The 20,589-nt window shown below is 57.3% G+C and carries 21 protein-coding genes; 15 read left to right on the top strand and 6 right to left on the bottom strand.

Annotated features, from left to right (window positions below; all coding sequences use genetic code 11):
* The first annotated feature begins 169 nt into the window (after window positions 1-169).
* The 9 genes from hisZ (at window position 170) to hisE (ending at window position 6,669) form a co-directional block, all read left to right on the top strand.
* On the top strand, window positions 170-1,351 hold the full coding sequence (gene hisZ, locus B9A13_RS00880; protein ID WP_084233151.1) for an ATP phosphoribosyltransferase regulatory subunit: 1,182 nt from the start codon (window positions 170-172) through the stop codon (window positions 1,349-1,351).
* Entirely contained in the window at window positions 1,348-1,986 is a 639-nt protein-coding gene (gene hisG / locus B9A13_RS00885; protein WP_084233152.1) for an ATP phosphoribosyltransferase, read from the top strand. The genes hisZ and hisG overlap by 4 nt, the downstream gene beginning before the upstream one ends.
* Window positions 1,983-3,266 carry a histidinol dehydrogenase gene (hisD, locus tag B9A13_RS00890; protein ID WP_084233153.1) on the top strand — a complete coding sequence of 428 codons (1,284 nt, stop codon included), beginning with the start codon at window positions 1,983-1,985 and terminating at the stop codon, window positions 3,264-3,266. Before hisG ends, hisD begins: the two co-directional genes overlap by 4 nt.
* Before the next feature lies 1 nt (window position 3,267).
* The gene (gene hisB / locus B9A13_RS00895) at window positions 3,268-3,846 is read left to right on the top strand and encodes an imidazoleglycerol-phosphate dehydratase HisB (protein ID WP_084233154.1); all 579 of its coding nucleotides are present in this window, start codon (window positions 3,268-3,270) and stop codon (window positions 3,844-3,846) included.
* Complete coding sequence (gene hisH, locus B9A13_RS00900) at window positions 3,847-4,458, top strand: imidazole glycerol phosphate synthase subunit HisH (RefSeq protein ID WP_084233155.1); 612 nt, start codon at window positions 3,847-3,849, stop codon at window positions 4,456-4,458.
* Window positions 4,455-5,177 carry a 1-(5-phosphoribosyl)-5-[(5-phosphoribosylamino)methylideneamino]imidazole-4-carboxamide isomerase gene (hisA, locus tag B9A13_RS00905; RefSeq protein WP_084233156.1) on the top strand — a complete coding sequence of 241 codons (723 nt, stop codon included), beginning with the start codon at window positions 4,455-4,457 and terminating at the stop codon, window positions 5,175-5,177. The genes hisH and hisA overlap by 4 nt, the downstream gene beginning before the upstream one ends.
* The gene (gene hisF / locus B9A13_RS00910) at window positions 5,171-5,926 is read left to right on the top strand and encodes an imidazole glycerol phosphate synthase subunit HisF (protein ID WP_084233157.1); all 756 of its coding nucleotides are present in this window, start codon (window positions 5,171-5,173) and stop codon (window positions 5,924-5,926) included. The genes hisA and hisF overlap by 7 nt, the downstream gene beginning before the upstream one ends.
* Before the next feature lie 4 nt (window positions 5,927-5,930).
* Window positions 5,931-6,269, top strand: coding sequence for a phosphoribosyl-AMP cyclohydrolase (gene hisI, locus B9A13_RS00915; protein WP_084233158.1), 339 nt, complete (start codon window positions 5,931-5,933; stop codon window positions 6,267-6,269).
* 73 nt (window positions 6,270-6,342) lie between these two features.
* Window positions 6,343-6,669 carry a phosphoribosyl-ATP diphosphatase gene (gene hisE, locus B9A13_RS00920; protein ID WP_084233159.1) on the top strand — a complete coding sequence of 109 codons (327 nt, stop codon included), beginning with the start codon at window positions 6,343-6,345 and terminating at the stop codon, window positions 6,667-6,669.
* 445 nt (window positions 6,670-7,114) lie between these two features.
* Here the strand turns inward: hisE and B9A13_RS00925 are convergent, their stop codons facing one another.
* A complete protein-coding gene (locus B9A13_RS00925; protein WP_084233160.1) occupies window positions 7,115-7,528 on the bottom strand; it encodes a thioesterase family protein in 414 nt (137 codons plus the stop codon).
* Window positions 7,529-7,730: 202 nt separating this feature from the next.
* On the opposite strand from B9A13_RS00925, the gene B9A13_RS00930 reads away from it, so the two are divergent.
* Window positions 7,731-9,494, top strand: coding sequence for a GGDEF domain-containing protein (locus tag B9A13_RS00930; RefSeq protein ID WP_242942742.1), 1,764 nt, complete (start codon window positions 7,731-7,733; stop codon window positions 9,492-9,494).
* Window positions 9,495-9,709: 215 nt separating this feature from the next.
* The gene (locus tag B9A13_RS00935) at window positions 9,710-10,591 is read left to right on the top strand and encodes a DegV family protein (protein WP_084233161.1); all 882 of its coding nucleotides are present in this window, start codon (window positions 9,710-9,712) and stop codon (window positions 10,589-10,591) included.
* Window positions 10,592-10,749: 158 nt separating this feature from the next.
* Here the strand turns inward: B9A13_RS00935 and B9A13_RS00940 are convergent, their stop codons facing one another.
* From B9A13_RS00940 to B9A13_RS00960, 5 genes are all read right to left on the bottom strand, one after another.
* Window positions 10,750-11,811 (bottom strand): ABC transporter substrate-binding protein, encoded by a 1,062-nt coding sequence (locus B9A13_RS00940; RefSeq protein WP_242942743.1) that lies wholly within the window; start codon window positions 11,809-11,811, stop codon window positions 10,750-10,752.
* A 114-nt stretch (window positions 11,812-11,925) separates the two neighbouring features.
* Window positions 11,926-12,750 carry an ABC transporter permease gene (locus tag B9A13_RS00945; RefSeq protein WP_143806857.1) on the bottom strand — a complete coding sequence of 275 codons (825 nt, stop codon included), beginning with the start codon at window positions 12,748-12,750 and terminating at the stop codon, window positions 11,926-11,928.
* Window positions 12,751-12,794: 44 nt separating this feature from the next.
* On the bottom strand, window positions 12,795-13,607 hold the full coding sequence (locus B9A13_RS00950) for an ABC transporter permease (protein ID WP_084233162.1): 813 nt from the start codon (window positions 13,605-13,607) through the stop codon (window positions 12,795-12,797).
* A gap of 11 nt (window positions 13,608-13,618) precedes the next feature.
* Window positions 13,619-14,656 carry a spermidine/putrescine ABC transporter ATP-binding protein gene (gene potA / locus B9A13_RS00955; protein ID WP_084233163.1) on the bottom strand — a complete coding sequence of 346 codons (1,038 nt, stop codon included), beginning with the start codon at window positions 14,654-14,656 and terminating at the stop codon, window positions 13,619-13,621.
* Between the two features lie 305 nt (window positions 14,657-14,961).
* Window positions 14,962-15,933, bottom strand: coding sequence for an RluA family pseudouridine synthase (locus B9A13_RS00960; RefSeq protein WP_084233164.1), 972 nt, complete (start codon window positions 15,931-15,933; stop codon window positions 14,962-14,964).
* A gap of 228 nt (window positions 15,934-16,161) precedes the next feature.
* Between B9A13_RS00960 and B9A13_RS00965 the strand changes: the two genes are divergently transcribed.
* The 4 genes from B9A13_RS00965 to der all read left to right on the top strand — a co-directional run bounded on the left by B9A13_RS00965 (window position 16,162) and on the right by der (window position 20,581).
* Complete coding sequence (locus tag B9A13_RS00965) at window positions 16,162-16,659, top strand: YceD family protein (protein WP_084233165.1); 498 nt, start codon at window positions 16,162-16,164, stop codon at window positions 16,657-16,659.
* A gap of 86 nt (window positions 16,660-16,745) precedes the next feature.
* Complete coding sequence (rpmF, locus tag B9A13_RS00970) at window positions 16,746-16,949, top strand: 50S ribosomal protein L32 (RefSeq protein ID WP_084233166.1); 204 nt, start codon at window positions 16,746-16,748, stop codon at window positions 16,947-16,949.
* A 983-nt stretch (window positions 16,950-17,932) separates the two neighbouring features.
* Window positions 17,933-19,225 carry a DUF512 domain-containing protein gene (locus B9A13_RS00980; protein ID WP_242942757.1) on the top strand — a complete coding sequence of 431 codons (1,293 nt, stop codon included), beginning with the start codon at window positions 17,933-17,935 and terminating at the stop codon, window positions 19,223-19,225.
* Between the two features lie 30 nt (window positions 19,226-19,255).
* Window positions 19,256-20,581 carry a ribosome biogenesis GTPase Der gene (gene der / locus B9A13_RS00985; protein WP_084233169.1) on the top strand — a complete coding sequence of 442 codons (1,326 nt, stop codon included), beginning with the start codon at window positions 19,256-19,258 and terminating at the stop codon, window positions 20,579-20,581.
* Window positions 20,582-20,589 lie beyond the last annotated feature (8 nt).

Raw genomic sequence — 20,589 nt, forward strand, 5'->3', positions numbered from 1 at the left:
AGCACCGTTAAAAGGGGAAACACAGTGCAAACTGCCCCACCTGCACAGTTTTCCCCCCTCCGGGAAAGATATCTTTGTGCATTCCATAATCCTTCCAGGGGTTGACAAAATCTTAAAAATATATTATCATGGTAGCGTGGTAGCGTATTAAAGTGACAGGGAGAAGCCTATGAAACCGTTTTCCGTCAGCACCCCCGAGGGAACTAAAGACCTTTTATATTCGGACTGCCTGGCCCGACGCGGAGTACAGGCGGCCCTGGGTTCGCTGTTTCGCCGCAGGGGATATTCCGAGATCATCACTCCCGAAGTGGAGTATTACGATTTGTTTCTGCAGTCGGGAAACCCGCTGCCGCAGGAAGCCATGCGCAAGCTGGTGGACCAAAGCGGTAAAATCCTGGTGATGCGCCCGGACAACACCGCCCCCATCGCCAGGATCTGCGCCTCCCGCCTCCAGTCGGCAAACCTTCCTCTGAGGCTCTATTACAGCCAGACGGTCTTCCGCTCCGGCTCCGCCAACCGGGGGCGAAACAGCGAGATCGCCCAGTGCGGCGTGGAGCTCATCGGGGCGCCGGGCCGCAGGGCGGACCTGGAAATGGTGGCCACCGCGGTTCAGGCCCTGGAAGCGTGCGGTGTTTCCGATTTCCGCATCGAGCTGGGGCACGCCGGATTTTTCCGCGCCCTGGCCGCCCAGCTGGATCTGGATGAGGAAGCCTACGAGCGTCTCCGCGGGGCCGTGGAAGGCAAGAATTTTGCCTCCCTGGAGGAACTGCTGGATTCTTACGGAAAACTTCCCGCCGCAGCCGCTCTCCGGAAGCTCTCCATGCTCTTCGGCGGAGCGGAAGTGCTGGATGAGGCGCGCAGCCTCTTTGACGGCGGCGAGGCGAGGGAAGCCCTGGATCTTCTTGCATGGCTTTATAAAGAACTCTCCGCCGCCGGAATGGAAAACCGGGTGCAGTTTGACCTGGGCCTGGTGCATCAGCTGGAATACTATACCGGAGTCGTTTTCCGGGGATACGCCGCCGGCGCGGGGAGCGTCGTTCTCTCCGGCGGCCGTTACGATAATCTGATGGCTTCCTTCGGCCGCCCCGCCCCCGCTACCGGCTTCGCCGTGGATGTGGACGCCGTGGCCGGCTGTCTGGCCCCTCCCGAGCCGCCCGTTCCGGATACGGTGGTGCATTACGCTCCGGAGTGCCTCCGGGGAGCCCTCCGCCTGGCGGATTCCATGCCGCCCGGCGCCTGCCAGCTCTCGCCTTACGAAAATCCGGAGGAAAGCGTAGCCCTGGCCGGGGAAAAGGGCGCCAAATGCGTCGTTTTCCTCGATAACGGAACCGTTCGGGAGGTAAAGCTGTGAATCGTCTGCGCATCGCCCTCACCAAGGGGCGCTTACAGGAGGAGTCCGTCGCTCTCTTTGAGCGGATGGGGCTGGACTGCACCCAGGTAAAAAACCCGGGCCGCCGTCTGGTGCATTCCGTTTCTAATTACCCCCTGGATATCGTTCTTGCCAAGGCTCCCGACGTGGTCACCTACGTGGAGCACGGCGTCTGCGACCTCGGTATCGTGGGGAAGGACACCATTCTGGAAATGGGCCGGTCCTTCTACGAGGTACTGGACCTGGGCTTCGGCCGCTGCCGTTTCGCCCTGGCCGTCCGTGACGGGGAGGACTTCTACGGGACATATAAGACCCGACGCATCGCCACCAAGTATCCCGCCGTGGCCAGAGCGTTCTTCGCCGACAAGGGAATGGACGTCTCCGTCATTAAAATCGAAGGCTCCGTGGAACTGGCGCCCCTTCTGGGCCTGGCCGACGCCATCGTGGACCTGGTGGAAACGGGAGCCACCCTCCGGGAAAACGGCCTCGTCCCCATCGAGGATATTCATCAGATCAGCGCCCGCCTCATTGTCAACACCGCGTCCATGAAGCTGTATAAGCCGGAAATCCTGGACTTTGTAGGAAAGTGCGAGAGAGCTCTGGAGGAAACAAAATGATTCGGATTGTAAAAGCCGACGGCGCGGCGGAAAAAGAACTTATCCTCTCGCTTCGCCTCCGGGCAGCCCAGACCGCCGTGGAAATAAACCGCGCCGCGGCGGAAATCCTGGAAGACGTCCGCCTGCGGGGCTTTGACGCGGTGCGGGAGCACTCCCTCCGGCTGGACGGCGCCGAGCCCTTTGAAATTCCCCCGGAGCGCCTGGAGGAGGCCCTGAAGGCCTGTTCCCCCGAGCTGGTGAGGGCCATGCGCCGGTCCATTGAAAACGTAAAAGAATATAACAGCCGCCTTGCCGTCTCCTCCGCCGTCTGGCAAAACCGCGACGGCGGCACCGTGGGGCGCATCGTGCGGGGCCTCACCCGTGTGGGGATCTACGTTCCCGGCGGTAGGGCCGCCTATCCCTCCTCGGTGATCATGAACGCGATCCCCGCCCGCGCCGCGGGAGTGGAAGAGATCGTCATGGCGACTCCCCCCACGAAGAACCTCAATACCGCCGTCCTCGCCGCGGCGAAGCTCTGCGGGATAGACCGCGTCATCGCCGTCGGGGGCGTCCAGGCCGTCGCCGCCCTGTCGTTCGGGGCGGGCTTCATTCCCCGCGTGGACAAGCTGGTGGGCCCCGGCAACGCCTATGTGGCCGCCGCCAAGCGCATGGTCTTCGGCACGGTGGACATCGACATGGTGGCCGGCCCTTCGGAGGTCCTGGTCCTGGCGGATTCCTCGGCAAACCCCGCCTGGGTGGCGGCGGACCTTTTAAGCCAGGCCGAGCACGATCCCATGGCCGCCTCGCTTCTGGTTACCGACTCCGCGGAGCTGGCCGAAGCGGTCTCAAAGGAGCTTTCCCGGCAGACTTCATATCTGGAGAAAGCGGAGATCATCCGCCAGTCCCTCCGGGATTTCGGCGCTGCCATTGTCTGTCCCTCGCTGGAAGCGGGGATGTCCCTGGCAAATGAGATCGCCCCAGAACACCTAGAAATCCTGACGGAGGAACCCCGCCGCCTCCTGCCTCTGGTGAAAAACGCCGGCGCCGTCTTTCTGGGAAGCTGGTCCCCGGAACCCCTGGGGGATTACCTGGCCGGGCCCTCGCACGTGCTGCCCACCTCCGGCACCGCCCGCTTTTTCTCGCCTCTGTCCGCGGATAGCTTCCGCAAAAGCATCAGCGTCGTGGAATACGGAAAAGACGCGCTGTTCTCTTCGGCGGAGGATATTATGACTTTTGCAGATTCCGAGGGCCTCACCGCCCACGCCAATTCCATTCGGATCCGTTCGGAAGGGGAGAAGTGATATGAAACGAACCTCGAAGCTTACCCGCGCTACCAAGGAAACGGAAATTTCCCTGGGTCTCTGCCTGGACGGGGGAGAGATTTCCGTGAGCACCGGCATCGGCTTTTTCGACCACATGCTCACTGCCCTGGCCTTTTACGCGGGCTTCGGCATGGAGCTCACCGTCCGGGGCGATCTTAATGTGGACGGGCATCACACCGTGGAGGATGCGGGGATCGTCCTGGGCCGCTGCCTGAAGGAAGCCTTGGGGGACAAGGCGGGCATCCGCCGCTTCGCATCCTCCTACGTTCCCATGGACGAGGCTCTCTGCCGTACGGTCCTGGATTTTTCCGGCCGGCCTTTTCTGGTCTTTGACGCCCCCATGCCCCAGGAGCGCATCGGGGAATACGAGTCCTGCCTTACCGTCGAATTCATGCGGGCGCTTGCCTTTGGCGCGGAGCTGACGCTGCACCAGACGGCCCTTTACGGCGGGAACGCCCACCACGTCACCGAGGCCCTCTTCAAGTCTTTGGGCCTCTGCCTGAAGGAAGCCCTCCGGGTGGAGGGCGGCGGCATTACTTCCACGAAGGGAGTCCTGTAAATGTCCGATTTTACCGCCGTGGTGGATTATGGCGTGGGAAACCTCCTGAGCGTCACCAACGCCCTGCGCTACCTGGGCTATGAAAGCGAGATCACCGGGGACCCGAAGCGCCTGGCTCTCGCCTCCCGGATCATCCTTCCCGGCGTGGGCGCCTTTCCGGACGCGGCGGACTCCCTGCGAAGAGCCGGGCTCGACGGCGTGATCGCCGCCGAAGCTCAAAAAAAGCCCCTTCTGGGCATCTGCCTGGGGATGCAGCTTCTTCTGGAGGAGAGCGACGAGGTGCGCCCCTGCCGGGGCCTCGGCCTCGTGGAGGGTCCGGTCCGGAAGATCGAAACCTCTCTCAAGCTGCCCCAGATCGGCTGGAACAGCCTTTCCTTTGAGACTCCTTCGCCTCTCTTCCAAGGTATCCCTCAGGGAACCTACGTATATTTTGTTCACAGCTACTGCGCCTTTCCCGCGAAAAAAGAGGATGTCACCGCCGTCACCGATTACGGGACCCGGGTGGTGGCCGCCGTCGCCCGTGGAAACGTCTTCGGCTGCCAGTTCCATCCGGAAAAGAGCGGCGAGGCGGGGCTCGCCATTTTGAAGAATTTCGGGGAGATGAACCGATGAAAATCCTTCCTGCCATAGATTTGAAAGACGGGGCCTGCGTCCGCCTGAACAAGGGGGATTTCGGCACCGTGCACCGGGTGGCGGATGACGCCGTGGAGGCCGCTCTGGGTTTCGCCGCCGCCGGAGCGAAAATGGTCCATATGGTGGACCTGGACGGGGCGAAGGACGGCGTGGGGAAAAACGGCGCCCTGGTCCGGGCCGTGGCCGAAAAAAGCGGCCTCCAGGTGGAACTGGGAGGCGGCCTTCGCTCCATGGAAGCCCTGGAAAGGGCGGACGCCATGGGAGTATATCGCATGGTCCTGGGCTCCGCCGCGGTAAACGATCCCGAATTTCTCCGGGCCGCCGTCGTGCGTTACAAAGACCGTATCGCCGTGGGCATCGACGCCAAGGACGGCATGGTCCGCACAGCCGGCTGGACGGAAGACGCGGGGCTGGATTATCACCGCTTCGCCCGGATCATGGAGTCCTTCGGCGTGAAGACCATCATATTCACCGACATAGACACCGACGGGATGCTCTCCGGGCCCTCCTACGAGCGCCTGGCCGCCCTGCGCCGCTCCACCTACTGTAATCTTATCGCCAGCGGCGGCGTCACCACCTTGGAGGACGTGCGCCGTCTGCGGGACCTGGGCATGGACGGGGCCATCATCGGAAAGGCCTTGTATGCCGGTACCATCGACCTGAAAGAAGCCGTAAGGGAGGCGGGGGAACAGTGCTAGCCAAGCGAATCATCCCCTGCCTGGACGTTCACGGCGGCCGGGTGGTCAAGGGCGTGAACTTCGTGAATATCCGGGACGCCGGGGACCCCGTGGAACTGGCGAAGTATTACAGCGACCAGGGAGCCGACGAGATCGTCTTTCTGGATATCACCGCAACCCATGAGGCGCGGCGGACCGTGGCTGACGTGGTGCGCCGGACGGCGGAGCAGGTTTTCGTTCCCCTAACCGTGGGGGGCGGCATCCGCACCGTGGAAGATTTCCAGGAGCTGCTGCGGGCCGGAGCCGATAAAATCTCCGTCAATTCCGCCGCTGTCGCCGATAAAGCGCTCATTTCCCGGGCGGCCGAGCGCTTCGGCAGCCAATGCGTCGTCCTGGCGGCGGACGCCAGGGCCAGGGGGGACGGCGGCTGGGAAATCGTGGTGAGCGGGGGAAGGGTGCCAACGGGCCTGGATCTTCTGGAGTGGGTCGCCGAAGCCGAGCGCCTGGGCGCGGGGGAGATCCTCCTCACCTCCATGGACACCGACGGTACGAAGGCGGGCTTCGACCTTCCCATGCTCCGGGCCGTCACCGAAACGCTGCGCATCCCTGTCATCGCCTCCGGAGGCTGCGGGAGCCTTCCGCATTTCGCCGAGGTTTTTGAGAAAACCGGGGCCGACGCGGCTCTTGCCGCCTCGCTTTTCCACTTCGGAGAGCTTACCGTCCCTCAGGTGAAGGACTATTTGAAAACACAAAACATCCCGGTGAGGTAAGAATATGAAATACGAGTTTAAAATCGACTCACTCTTTCAGAAAGGACCCCTGATCCCGGTGATCGTCCAGGATTCCAGGACCCGCGAGGTCCTCATGCTGGGCTTTTCCGACAGGGAAGCGGTGGAAAAGACCCTGGAAACGGGTACCGCCTGGTTCTGGAGCCGCAGCCGCAGGGCCCTCTGGAACAAAGGGGAGACTTCCGGCAATTTTCTTCATGTGGAAAAAATCCTGGTGGACTGCGACGAGGACACTCTGCTTCTCCTCTGCCGTCCCGACGGCCCCACCTGCCACACCGGGAACCAAAGCTGCTTTTTCAGGATCGCCGCCGAATTCGGCGGTTGAACCCTTCCGTCATCCCGGCATGCAATCACCTGAAAATCTCCGGCCCGCGTCTCGCGGGCGGAAAGGAACCGCCATGAACGACACCCTTCAGGACCTGTACCGGGTCATCCGGCTCCGGCAGGAGACTCCCGCCGAAGGCTCTTATACCTCCTATCTTTTTTCCGCCGGCCTCGACAAGATCCTAAAAAAAGTGGGGGAGGAGAGCGCCGAAACCATCATCGCCGCCAAAAACGGGGATCCCTCGGAGCTGGTCTCCGAGACGTCCGATCTTCTCTATCATCTTCTGGTGATGCTGGCCCAGCGGGGCGTGTCCGTGGACGAGGTCCTCGCCGAGCTGGACCGGAGAAGCCAAAAGATCGGAAACCTCAAGCCCCGCCGGGAGACCGACCGGGAGAGCTGATTTTCCCGATTGGATTGAGCCTGCCGGAAGTGCCGTTCTTTTATGAATATCACAGGCTGGGGGACAGGGCATTATGATGTGAATCTGAAAGAATAAAAACCGCCGGCTTAGCCGGCGGTTTGCTCTTGCCTTGTAAGGGTACCGCCCTTGTCAAAGGGAGGGGGGCCGCTTCAGCGGTGGTGGGATTCTGATTGGCAAGATAACCTCCTTACTTGATCTTTCCTGTTTTATCCCGAATCCCTCCGTCAGGCTTCGCCTGACACTTCTCTTTAACAGGGGAGGCTGATCGCCGGAGGGAGGAGTATTCAGGCGGCAAAAGCCTTTTTCTTCCGCCGGCTCAGCAGGTGGTTTTCCGCGTTGCACAAACAAGATTACCGGGAAGCTGAGAAGCTTCCCGGTAATCTTGTTTACATAACAATTATTCCCGCATTGGGGCAAACCCCTTTTATTTCGCGGCTTTCCATTGAGCCAGCTTGTCCGCGGCCTTTTTCAAAAAGGCGTCGTTGCGGATGATGGCCCGCTGGTGGGTGCCGGTGCCGATGACGCCCATCTCGTCGTAGGCCGTCACTTTGAAATCGATGATCTTCCCGCCGGCCGTGACGTTTGTCACCTCGGACTCCGCCCACACCTTCATCCCGATGGGAGTGGGGGCCGTATGAGAGACGTTGATATTGGTGCCCACGGTGCCCTGGGTCTCGTCCAGAAAAGGCTGCAGGGAAGTGAGGGCTGCTCCCTCCATCATCCCGATCATAAAGGGGGTGCCGAAGACTTCTACCGCGCCGGAGCCAACCGCGCTGGCGGTCACCTCTTTCGTCACGGTCATTTCCATTTTGCCGCGGGTCCCGACTTTGATTTCCATGTCTTCTCTCCTTCTGGGTATTTTTCAGATGCTTTGTCTACTACTGTATACTGAACATCAGGAAAACGCAAGTAAAAGATAGCGGCGGAAAGCTTGCGGCAGAATTGATTTTACAGGAATTTTACTCAATGCTGTGTAGCATTTTACGCTTGTGTACGACAAATAAAATAGATAAATCATCCGGAAGAAAAGAGGATGACAGATGAGCGATACCGAAAAGATGCCGGATGACGGCAGGCTGGAAGAGCAGTTTATGGACGTGCTGGAAAACAAACGGATCAAAACCGTTTTTCAGCCCGTCGTCTCGCTCCGGGACGGTTCGGTATTTGGTTACGAAGCGCTCAGCCGGGGGCCCTCGGACAGCGCGCTGCAAAGTCCTAAGACGCTCTTCGACTGCGCGGAAAAATACGGAAAGCTTTGGGAACTGGAACTACTGTGCCGCGTAACGGCGATCGAGACGGCATTTCGCCTGAACACCCCGCTGAAATTGTTTTTGAACGTGAATCCCCAGGTGATCCACGACGTGAAATTTCAGCAGGGATTCACCAAGCAGTTTCTGAAGCAATATAACATGGACCCCGAAAACATCGTCTTTGAAATCACGGAAAAGGGCCTTATCAAAAATACGTCGGATTTCATCTGCACCATCGACAATTATAAAAAGCAGTTTTATAAAATCGCCATCGACGACGCGGGCGCCGGATATTCCGGCCTCAATCTTATCACCGATATCCATCCCCACTACATAAAGCTCGATATGAACCTCATCCGTGACATCGACAAAGACGTGCTCCGCCAGGCGCTCATCCGGAGTTTCGCGGAATTTGCCACCCTCACGAACACCGTTCTCATAGCGGAAGGGATCGAGACAAAAAGTGAGCTTCTGAAACTTATCGATATCGGCGTGCACTACGGCCAGGGCTATTATCTGCAGAGGCCGGACCCCATTATTCTCCCCCTGGGTGCCGAAGTACTTTATTCAATCAAAGAGGCCAATCGGAAGAAAAACCATCTTCTTGACAGAAAGCCCTCGGATCTGTATGTCAGCAATATTTCCACTCCCCAGAGGACGATCCATCCGAAAATCCTGATTTCCCAGGTGTTTGAAAGCATGGAGAAGGATCCTTCTCTCTCCGGGGTATGCGTTACGGAGGAGGAAACCATCATCGGCGTGATCACCCGCGCCGAATTGTACCGGCGCCTGTCCGGCAAATACGGTTACTCGCTGTATTCCCGCAAACCGGCCGAGAAAATCATGAGCAAGGAATTTTTACAGGTGGATTGCCATGAAAGCATCGAAACCGTCTCTAAAAAGGCCATGGGCCGGGAGTACGAGCACCTGTATGATTTTATCGCGGTGACCCGGGAAGGGAAGTACCACGGCATCGTAACGGTGAAAGATCTTCTGGAAAAAACCATTCAGATCGAGGTCAACAACGCAAAGCATTTAAATCCGCTCTCCGAGCTTCCCGGTAACGTTATGATTGAAAAAAAACTGGAGGAGTGCGTCGGTTCCTCCGCCCGGTGTCATATCATATATTTCGACATCGACAATTTCAAAGCGTACAACGACGTCTACGGGTTTGAAAACGGCGACAAGTTCATCCGGTGCTTCACCCAGATCCTGCGCACGAACATCTCCGAGGAGAGAGACTTTATCGGCCATATCGGCGGGGACGATTTCATCGCGGTGGTAAACGGAAACCATGTCGAGGAGATATGCCGGAGTATCATAGAGCAGTTCGACCGGTCCGTCTTTCAGTATTATAATAAAAACGACCTGACTAAAGGTTACATAACAACTAAAAACCGTCACGGCATCGAGGAGGATTTCCCCCTCTTGTCCATCTCTGTTGTGGTGGTTCCGGGAAATCGGTACAACACGGCATACGAATTGTCCCAGAAGATGTCCGAACTGAAAAAGATCTGCAAGCAGAAGCCCGGCAGCAACTGCATGCTCGTATAGGGCAAGGCAAAGGAACCGAGGAAAATCGCCTGCGTAAAAACCCGCTCGCTCACGGAACATCCGGTTCCGGCGCGTGCGGGTTTTTTCCGGTTACAGAAATTTTCCTGCGTTTTCAGGAAATATCTTTATCTTTGCTGCATTTAAGCGTATTGTTGAATAGAAAGAAAAAACGCTAACCGTGTGTAGAAACGGTTTATTTAAACGGAGGCGGATATATGAGCGATACGATATGCCAGATTGTTGATTCATCAGGGAATCTGCCGCGAAGCTTTATCGAACAATACAGGATCAGAGAGGTTCCGTTTTATTTTAAATTCAATAATCCCGATTTCTACCGGGAAAATGTTGATTATAAAATAGACGAGTTTTACAGGCATATGGAAGAATACCCCGACGAGGTCCCGACGACATCCTGTCCCAATATTTATGACTGGCTGACCGTGTTTGAGGAGCAGTACGCAAAGGGCATTAAGAAATTTATCGTAACAACGATTTCCTCCAAACTCTCCTCAAGCTTCCAGACGGCCGTCTCCGCGAAAGAAATATTTAAAGAAACGAATCAGGATATCCAAATGGAAGTGATCAATTCCAATACCTGTGCCTGCGGACAGGCTGCGCTGGAAATCGGGATCGCCAAAATGATCGACAGCGGCGGGGAATTCGGGGATATTGTTGAGACAATCTATAAGATGATTACAAATGCAAGCACGCTTTTTGTCGTTAACAGCTTGAAATATATGAAGTCCGGGGGCCGGATCGGAGGAGCGGCTGCTTTTCTTGGAAGACTGATCGACATTCGGCCCATATGCGAATTCGTAAACGGTGTGGTCCGTCCCATCAAAGCGGTAAGGGGACGGAAGCATTCGCTGAAAGCCATGATCGATACGGCGGTTTCAAGAATGATTGACGTGAATAAGCTGATCATCATTATTCAAAACGCAAGATGTCAGGAAGACGCTGGCTATATCATCCGCTATCTCAGAGAAAGAACGAATTTCGCCGGTCACATATATGACGGCGATCTGGGGATTATCGTAGGTGCTCACTCAGGTCCGGGCGCGATCGGAATCGGTTTTGTAGAGCATCCGCAGATGTAGGGAATTTTTAAACTGCCGGAATTCCGCGCTCTCGCCTTCAGAAGCAGGGGCTAAACAGCTTCCTGTTTTCAGATTCTCTGAAACTGCTGTTAAGCAGATAAAACAAAAGCGCGCCCCGATTCTGGGGCGCGCTTTTATATCGGGCGAATATCGGGCCGTTAGTCCGTCATCAGCCGGACCCATTCCTCGTCGTAGAAGTCCAGGATGTCCTGGGGCAGGTTGGTATAGGTCTCGCACTTGGCGAGGGTCTCCTTGTCGGGGTACATGACGGTGTTGTCTCTCATATCCTCCGGCAGCAGGTCGTACGCCTCGCCGATGGGGGTGGAATAGCCGGTCACCTGGCAGTTGGCCGCCGAGATGTCTCCCCGGCACATGAAGTTGATGAATTCCTCGGCCTCCTCCTTGTTTGCGGCTCCCTTGGGGATGCACATGGCGTCCACGAAGATGTTGGAACCCTCGGAGGGCAGGCAGAAGGCGAGGTCGGGGTTCTCCTCCATCATGGTGACGGCGTCTCCTGCGTAGTAGGGCCCGATGGCCGCCTCGCCGCCGGTGAGCTTTTCAAAGATCTGGTCCATCACGTAGGCCTGGACCAGAGGCTTTTGCTGGACAAGAAGGTCCACCGCTTCCTTGATCTGGTCTTTGTCGGTGGTGTTGTAGGAATAGCCCAGGTATTTGAGGGCAATGCCGATGGCGTCCCTGGAGTTGTCGAACATCAGGATCTTGCCGCTGTATTTTTCGTTAAAGAGGATGCTCCAGCTGGTGACAGGCTCGGTTACAACCTTTGTGTCGTAAATGATGCCCACGGTCCCCCACATGTAGGGTACGCTGTATTCTCCGGTTGGATCGTATTCCGGATTCCGGTAGACCTCGTCCACCTTGTCGGCGTTGGGCACGTTTTTGAAATCGATCTTATCCAGCATGTCCTCCTGGATCATCCTGGAGATCATATAGTCCGAAGGAATGATTACGTCGTAGCTGACTCCGCCGCTTTTTAAAGAGGAGTAAAGGGCTTCGTTGGTGGGATAGGTCTTGTAGTTGACCTTGATGCCCGTCTCCTTTTCAAACTGCGTAAGGACGTCCGTGTCGATGTATTCGCCCCAGTTGTAAACGTTTACCTCCCGCTTTTCCTGCGTGGTGGCTCCGCAGCCCGTCCCCAGAACACCCAGAACCAGCGTCAGCGCCAGAACCAGTGCCATGGAAGCGGCGTTTCTTTTTTTCAATTTAGTATGATCCCCTTTCCTGTTAAGATGGTAAGCGGCGTGGCCGCGATCCTTCGAAGTGCCGGAGGGCCCGGGACTGGGTCCACTGGGAATTTTAATCCTGTTATTAAACTTTTAAACCTCTTCTTCCGGCGGTTTGAGCATCGCCGCCTCCGCCAGCCGCTCCTGCCTTGCCTGCCGGACGTTCACGATGATAAGAAGGGTGAGAACCGAGACGAAGAGGATGGTGGACAGGGCGTTGATTTCGGGGTTGATGCGTTTTCTCGTCATGGAATAGATGGCCATGGCCAAAGTTTCCACCCGGGAACCTGCGGTAAAATAGCTGATCACAAAATCGTCGATGGACATGGTGAAGGCGATGATGAGGCCGTTGACCACCCCGGGGCGGATCTCCGGCAGGATCACCTTACGGAACGCCTGGAAGGGGGTCGCCCCCAGGTCCTGTGCCGCCTCGAAGGTGTGCTTGTCCAGCTGCCGCAGCTTGGGTGTCACCGAGAGGATCACATAGGGCAGATCGAAAGTAATATGGGCCATGAGAAGGGTCCCGAACCCCAGGGTAAAGCCCATGAGCTTTCCCGCCGAGACGAAAAGCAGCATCAAAGATACGCCGGTTATGATATCCGCATTGGTGATGGGGATGTTGTTCACCGCCATTAGGATGCTCCTTGGCCGCCTGCGAAGGTTCTGCAGGCCCACCGCCGCGACGGTTCCCGCCACGGTGGAGATGGCGGCGGCCAGGACGGAAACGAGAATGGTGGTGCCGAAGGCGTCCATGATTCCCGAGTCCTGAAAAAGTTTAATATACCAGTCCAGCGTGAAGCCCGCCCAGATGGTGCGGCTTTTGGAGGCGTTGAAGGAAAAAATGATGAGCACCGCGATGGGCGCGTAGAGGAAAAAGAAGATGAGTCCCGTGTAAACGTTGCCGAAAGCTCCGCTCACCCGGCGGGCGATGGACGAGGCAATGCTCTCCGCCTGCTTTCTGATCACAGCAGCATCGCTCCTTCCTCACCCTCGCCGAACCGGTTCATGATGGCGATGGAGACCATCACGATGACCATCATCACTAAAGAGATGGCCGAGCCCAGGTAGGGGTTGTAGGCGTTGCCGAAAAACTGCATCTCAATGAGATCGCCCAGAAGCAGCGTCTTTCCTCCGCCCAAAAGCCGGGAGATGACGAAGGTGCTCACCGAGGGAACGAAAACCATGGTGATCCCCGACAGCACCCCCGGAAGGCTGAGAGGGAAGATGATCCGCCGGAACACCACCAGAGAATTGGCCCCCAGGTCCTGGGCCGCCTCGATGGTCCTCCGATCGATTTTTTCAATGACGGAGAAAATCGGTAAAATCATGAAGGGCAGGAAGTTATACACCATACCGATCACCACGGCGCCGTCGGTGTTGATGACGCTGATGCCGGGAAGGCCCAGAAAGGTGAGGAACCGGTTGATGAGTCCGTTGTCCTCCAGAAGGGACATCCACGCATAGGTGCGCAGCAGAAAATTCATCCACATGGGCAGCATGATAAGGAGCATGCCCACCCTCCGGAAGACCGATTCCTTCCGGGCCAGGATATAGGCCACCGGGTATCCCGCGGCGAAGCAGATGGCGGTGGCCACAAGGGCCAGAAACAGAGAGTTTGCAAAGATGCCCACATACCGGCTCATCCTTGCGAAGTGCTCCAGGGTGAACCCTCCCGCCTCGGAGGTAAATGCGAAGATCACCACCAGGATCAGAGGGGCGATTACGAAAAGCGCCATCCAGATCACATAGGGGACGGAAATATACCGCGCTTTCATCCTCACACCCCCTATGATTTGTGCATGATGTGGATGTCGTCCGGCGTGAGGCGCAGCCCCACCGCCTGGCCCACCTGCCGCTGGTAGGTGGAATGGACCATCCAGGTAAAAGAGGAGTTTTCCACCATCATCTCGTAGTGGACGCCCTTGAAGACCACCGACCGTATGATCCCCCGGATCTGCCCCTCCTCGGGGGCGACCACCTGCAGGTCCTCCGGCCGGATCACCACGTCCACCGGCTCGTCGGGGGCGAAGCCGGAGTCCACGCAGTCAAACTGCTGGTGGGAAAAGGTCACCAGCCTGTCCTTGTTCATAATTCCCCCGATGATGTTGCTCTCTCCGATGAAGCTTGCAACGAAGGCGTTCTGCGGCTCGTTGTAGATATCCACGGGGGTGCCTACCTGGAGGATGTTCCCCTGGTTCATCACCACCACGGTGTCGCTCATGGTAAGCGCCTCTTCCTGGTCGTGGGTGACGTATACGAAGGTGATCCCCACCTGCTGCTGGATCCGCTTGAGCTCGGTCTGCATCTCCTTGCGCAGCTTCAGATCCAGGGCTCCCAGGGGTTCGTCCAGAAGCAGTACGTGGGGGTTGTTCACGATGGCCCTGGCGATGGCCACCCGCTGCTGCTGCCCGCCGGAAAGGGAATTGACCTGCCGCTTTTCATACCCCGGCAGGTTCACGAGCTCCAGCATCTGGGCCACCCGGCGGCGGATCTCCGCCTCAGGGGTCCTGGAAATCCGCAGCCCGAAGGCCACGTTTTCAAACACGTTCATGTGCGTAAAAAGAGCGTACCGCTGAAACACCGTGTTGACCCGGCGCTTATGGGGCGGTACGTCGTTGATTCTTACGTCGTCAAACCAAACGTCGCCCCGGGTCGGCCTCTCAAATCCGCCGATAATCCGGAGCGTGGTGGTCTTTCCGCAGCCGGAGGGACCCAGCAGCGTTAAAAATTCCTTATCCTTGATGCTGAGATTGATGGAATTGAGAACAATCTCGCCGTCGAACTCCATGACGCAGTTTTCCAGGCGGATGAGTTCCTTGGACATGTATCCTCCCCCGTTTCCCGATAAAATTGAAAGGGAGCGCTTCCTCCGCCCCCGCAGTCCTGCCGGCGATTTCGCCCGTTTTCCTCGTCCGGGCCACCCGGCGGGCTGGGTGAAGGTATTTTCTCAACGAATCACGCGTTATCTCCAAATATCCGTGAAATTCCGCATAATTTTTTGATAATTTCAGAAAAACCCCGGTTAAGCACGATAATCCGTTTTTTTCCTGCTTGTGGCACCGCCGTTCTTGTCGGAATCAGCAGTAATCAAGAATGAAATATACATTAAAATACCGGGAAAGTCAACAATTATTTGCCAGTCCCCGTTGTAAAATATTCCTTTACAAAATCCACATCTTGTACCCGGAAAAACGCGCCCTTCAGGTAGTTTAAAATCCCCGCGTCGGATCGGAAGGCGAAGGCGAGCTTGTAGGAATACAGGGCCTGGTATTTCCGCCCGTAGGGCCTGTCCTTGGCCTGAATGCCGTATTTCCCGTCTCCCAGCAGGGGATGCCCCTCGGCGGCGAACTGGGCCCGGATCTGGTGGGTCCGCCCGGTAACCAGTTCGCACTCCAGAAGGGAAAGCCCGCCCTCCGTTTTCAGTGTCCGGTACCGGGTGATCGCCTTCCGCGCCCCGGGGAACGGGGCCCTTCGCACGGTAACCTGCTTTTTCCCCTCGTCCTTGAGGAGAAACCCTTCCAGAGTCCCCTCCTGCGGCTCCATGCTGCCGTGGATGATGCAAAGGTAAAACTTCAGGATCTCCCTGTCCCGGATCTTCTCGTTGAGGATGCGCAGGGCCGGGGCGTTCTTGGCGGCGATGACGATTCCCCCGGTGTTCCGGTCGATGCGGTTGCACAGGGCGGGGGAGAAGGAGTTTTCTTTGGCGGGGTCCCATTCGCCTTTGTGATAAAGATAGGCCTGGATATGGGAAATGAGGGTGTTTACCGTTTCCTCCTCGTCGGCGTGGACCGAAACGCCCGGTTTTTTATCCGCCAGCAGGATATTATCGTCCTCATACAGGACGGACAGGCGCGGTTCCTTTACCCGGCGCCAGGCCTCCTCGGCTCCTGGTGTCTCAAACAGCTCGTCGTTTAAATACATCTGCACCCGGTCTCCTTCCGCAAGACGGGTGTCTCCCCGGGCGGGTCTTCCGTTTACCTTGATCCGTCCCAGGCGGATGTATTTCTGCGCGAGTCCCGAGGGCAGCCGGGGGGCCGCCTGCAGGCAGAACCGGTCCAGCCTGCGCTCCGCGTCGTTTTTTCCCGCCGTGAACTCTCTCATGCCTTCGCCTCCGTGTCCGTCATCCTGGGAACAATTGCGGATACATCATACCATAGAATACCCCTGCGCGCATTAAAATTCAAAGGAAAGGAAATTTCCCGCCGGCTATTGACTTTTCCGCACCGGGTTGCTATTCTGAAAAGCGGCTATTGCAGCATGGCAGAAAGTATTTGACAATCAATCCTTTTTCCACTATAATACCCTCTGTACCATTGTGCGAGGTGGATCATGCGTCTGAATTTAAGCGAAATTCTCACAAATCCCGGCGGCAGGATCCCGTTTCGGTATAAGCTGGATTTATCCGACCTTGAATTTTCCGGATACTGTCCTGTCGCTGAACCGGTACAGGTCTCCGGCGAAGTGAGAAACTCCGCCGGCGTTCTTGTTTTGACCGCCGAGGCGGACACCAATCTCCACTGCGTGTGCGACCGGTGTCTCAAGGAATTCTCCCGTCCTCAGCATACGAAGCTCAATCTGATCCTGGCAAGCGAGCTTTCCGGAGAGAAAGAAGGCGACATTGTCCTTCTGAAATCTGATACGGTGGATGTGAGCGACCTTGTGACCTCTGCGATCATTCTGGAGATGGAGACGAAAAACCTCTGCTCCGAAGACTGTCAGGGTCTGTGCCCCAAATGCGGCAAGGATCTCAACGAGGGGCCCTGCAGCTGCAGGCCCGAACCCGATCCCCGTCTGGCGGTCCTCAACCAGCTTCTGAACAAGCAGTAATTTTCTTTTCCGGCGGATTGGCCGGATTTCCTGAATATGATAACAATTGCCCTCTGGGGCGGTTATAACCAAGGAGGTGTCACCGAATGGCGGTCCCCAAGAGAAAAACATCCAAAACCCGGCGCGATAAAAGGCGCAGTTCCCACTGGAAGCTCGAGACTCCGGGTGTCGTAACCTGCCCCAAATGCGGAGCCTACCGTATGCCCCACAGGGCGTGCAAGGCCTGCGGAACCTATAACGGCCGTGAGATCCTGGTCGTTGCGGAATCCAAGGCAAACAGCGCAAAGTAAAAAGCAAGCAGGAAACGGAGGAGGAGAAGTCCTCCTCTTTGCTTTTCTGCGGAGCTTTTTTATTTTCCCCTGCTCATCTCCGTCAACAGGTTAACATAATATATTAACCAAGCTTTAAAACTTTTTTTATAATCTCTTATAAACCGGGAAGCCTTGAAAAAGGCCCATCCTGTGAAACGTCGCACAGACTCGGTTTTCGCAGACCCAATGAGCCCCACAGGCCAAACCTTATAGAGTCCCCATCGCGGGCTGAAAATAGGCTTATGGATACTGAGCTTTCCGTGCGCTCGAAACTGCCGATAGTCAATCCGTTATTAAGAGCACCCACAGAAGCACTCTCCCATGAGTTCCAAGAGGCCGAAGCCTCTTGGTCTGTTTTTGGTGACTTTTTGCAGAAACAAAAAGTTACCCCCAGCGGGGAGCGCGCAGCTCCCGTCCAAACCATTCATAATAAATCTTCTTTAGAGAAGCTTTATAAGAACAGGTATTACGCGCCTCCGGCGGGGGTTCCTTTTTCCACTCGCCGGGAAAAGCGGCCGAAAAAGGTGCGCCAGAATGAGAATCTTCTCAAACGTCGCACAAGCTACGTTTTCGCAGACCCAATGAGTCCCACAGACTCAAACCCGTGGAGCTCCGGTCGCGGGCAGAAAAACAGACCTCCTGCCACAGAGCTGTCCGTGCGTTCGAAACTGCCGATAGTCAATCTGTCATTAAGCGCACCAACAGGAGCACCCTCCCCATGGAGATCCAAGAGGCCGAAGCCTTTTGGCATCCTTTTGGTAACTTTTCCTATGCAGGAAAAGTTACCCCCAGCGGGGAGCGCGCAGCTCTCGTCCAAACCCTCGAAAAACATATCATACCTCTATCAAGCCATTTGCAAATTCAGATTCTTGCTTTTTTCCCTCCCATCATATATCCTTGTAAAAGAAAACGGGCTCAAGGGCCTCAACCGGTGAAAGGGGAGACCTCCCATCGGCGCGATCATCAAAAAAGTTGCACACGGCAGTCCGGCCCACTGCTCCGGCGTCCGTCCGGGGGAGCGCCTTCTTTCCGTCAACGGGCACCGGATTGCCGACGTGCTGGATTATCGGTTCTACGCCTACGATCCCCGCCTCGAGCTGGAGCTGGAGGACGGGGAGGGCCGCGTGCGCCGCGTCCGGCTCCGCAAGAGCGAGGGGGCAGACCCGGGGCTTGAGTTTGAAACCTATCTTATGGACAAAGCCCGCTCCTGCGCCAACAAATGCGTCTTCTGCTTTGTGGACCAGCTTCCTCCCGGCATGCGGGAAACCCTGTATTTTAAGGACGACGACGCCCGTCTGTCCTTTCTCATGGGAAATTACATCACCCTCACGAATCTCTCCTCCCGGGAGCTGAAGCGGATTATCGACCTGCGCATCAGCCCCATCAACGTTTCCGTCCACGCTGCGAATCCCGAGCTCCGGGCCAGTATGCTGGGAAACCCCAGAGGCGCGGAGGGCATGGAACGCATGCGCGCTCTTGCCGCGGCCGGAATCGTCATGAACTGCCAGATCGTCCTCTGCCCTGGTCTCAACGACAGGGAAGAACTCTCCCGCACCATGGAGGAGCTTGCCGCCCTCTATCCCGAAGTCGCCAGCGTCTCCGTCGTCCCCGTGGGCCTTACGAAGCACAGGGAGGGTCTGTATCCTCTCCGGCCTTTCGGAAGGGAAGAGGCGGCCGAGGCGGTCCGTCAGGTGGATTTATTCGGGGAAGCCTGCCTTTCCCGTTTCGGTTCCCGCGTCTTTTTCTGCGCGGACGAGCTTTACCTCAAGGCGAATTTGTCCCTCCCGCCGGAGGAATACTATGAGGACTATCCCCAGCTGGAAAACGGCGTGGGCATGCTCCGCCTGCTGGAAGCGGAGTTTCTGGCGGCTCTGGAGGAAATTCCTCCTTCCGCCGTGTGCCGTCCCTGCTCCGTCGCCACCGGCGTTGCCGCCGCCCCCTTTTTGAAAAGACTGGTTGACCTGGCCGCCGGAAGCTGTCATACTGTTGATTGCCGGATCCTGCCCGTGGTGAACCGCTTTTTCGGCGAGACCATTGACGTGGCCGGACTTGTCACCGGCGGGGATCTCATCTCCCAGCTATCCGGGCGGGACCTGGGCGGGCGTCTTCTCATTCCTGCGGTCATGCTGCGCCACGGGGGAGACGTCTTTTTAGACGATGTGACCCCGGAGGAAGCGTCCAGCGCCCTGGGCGTTCCGGTCCTTTCCGTGCAGACGGACGGGGGGGCTCTGGCAAAGGCTTTATTTGAAATTTAAACCGGATAAAATCCCGGGAGGTGATCCCCAATGCCAAATCCCATAGTCGCCATCGTGGGCCGGCCCAATGTGGGCAAGTCCATGCTCTTCAATAAACTGGTGGGCCGAAGGCTCTCCATCGTGGAGGATACCCCCGGGGTCACGCGGGACAGGCTTTACGCCGAAACCGACTGGAACGGGAGGCGCTTTACCCTGGTGGACACCGGGGGCATCGAACCGGAGTCCGGCGACGAGCTTTTGTCCTTCATGCGCCGCCAGGCGGAAATCGCCATCGAGAGTGCCGACGTCATTCTCTTTCTCACCGATATCCGCACGGGGCTCACCGCTTCCGACAGAGAAGTGGCAAATATCCTCCTCCGTTCCAAAAAGCCGGTGATCCTGGCGGTAAACAAGATGGACTCCACCGGCCCTACCGACCCGGAGATCTACGAATTTTACAACCTGGGCCTGGGGGACCCCTATCCGGTCTCCGCCCTTCACGGGCACGGCACCGGGGATATCCTGGACGCCTGCGTCTCCCGCTTCCCTCCGGAAAAGGAAGAGGACTCGGAAGAGGATGTGATCAAGGTTGCCCTGGTGGGAAAACCCAACGTGGGCAAGTCCTCTCTGGTAAACCGCATCCTTGGGGAAGAGCGGGTCATCGTCAGCGACACGCCCGGAACCACCCGGGACGCGGTGGACTCCTTTTTTGAAAACAAAACGGGAAAATACCTCTTCATCGATACCGCCGGAATGCGGAAAAAATCCCGGGTGGATGACAGCATAGAGCGCTACAGCGTCCTCCGGGCCACCATGGCCATCGACCGGGCGGACGTCTGCCTTGTGATGATCGACGCCGGGGAGGGCGTCACCGAGCAGGACACCAAGATCGCGGGGATTGTCCACGATTCCGGCAAGGCCGCCGTCATCGTCGTCAACAAGTGGGACACGGTGGAAAAGGACGATCACACCATGGACCGCGCCCGGGAGGATATCCGGCGGGATCTGCCCTTTATGACCTACGCCCCCGTCCTTTTCATTTCGGCAAAAACCGGCCGCAGGGTAGACAGGCTTTTCGAACTCATCAACTATGTCAACGACCAGAGCTCCATGCGCATCACCACCGGCATGCTCAACGACGTCCTGGCCGACGCCACCGCCCGGGTCCAGCCCCCCAGCGACAAGGGGAAGCGTCTGAAAATCTACTATATGACCCAGACGGGCGTGAAGCCCCCAAATTTCGTGGTTTTCGTCAACGATCCGGAGCTGTTCCATTTTTCCTATCAGCGGTATCTGGAAAACCAGATCCGCGGCGTCTTCGGTCTGGAAGGGACCCCCATCCGCATGAAGGTGCGGCGCAGGGGAGAGGCGGAATAACCTTCAGA

The organism is Papillibacter cinnamivorans DSM 12816 (assembly GCF_900176335.1).
In the GTDB taxonomy this organism is placed as follows: Bacteria; Bacillota; Clostridia; order Oscillospirales; family Oscillospiraceae; genus Papillibacter; species Papillibacter cinnamivorans.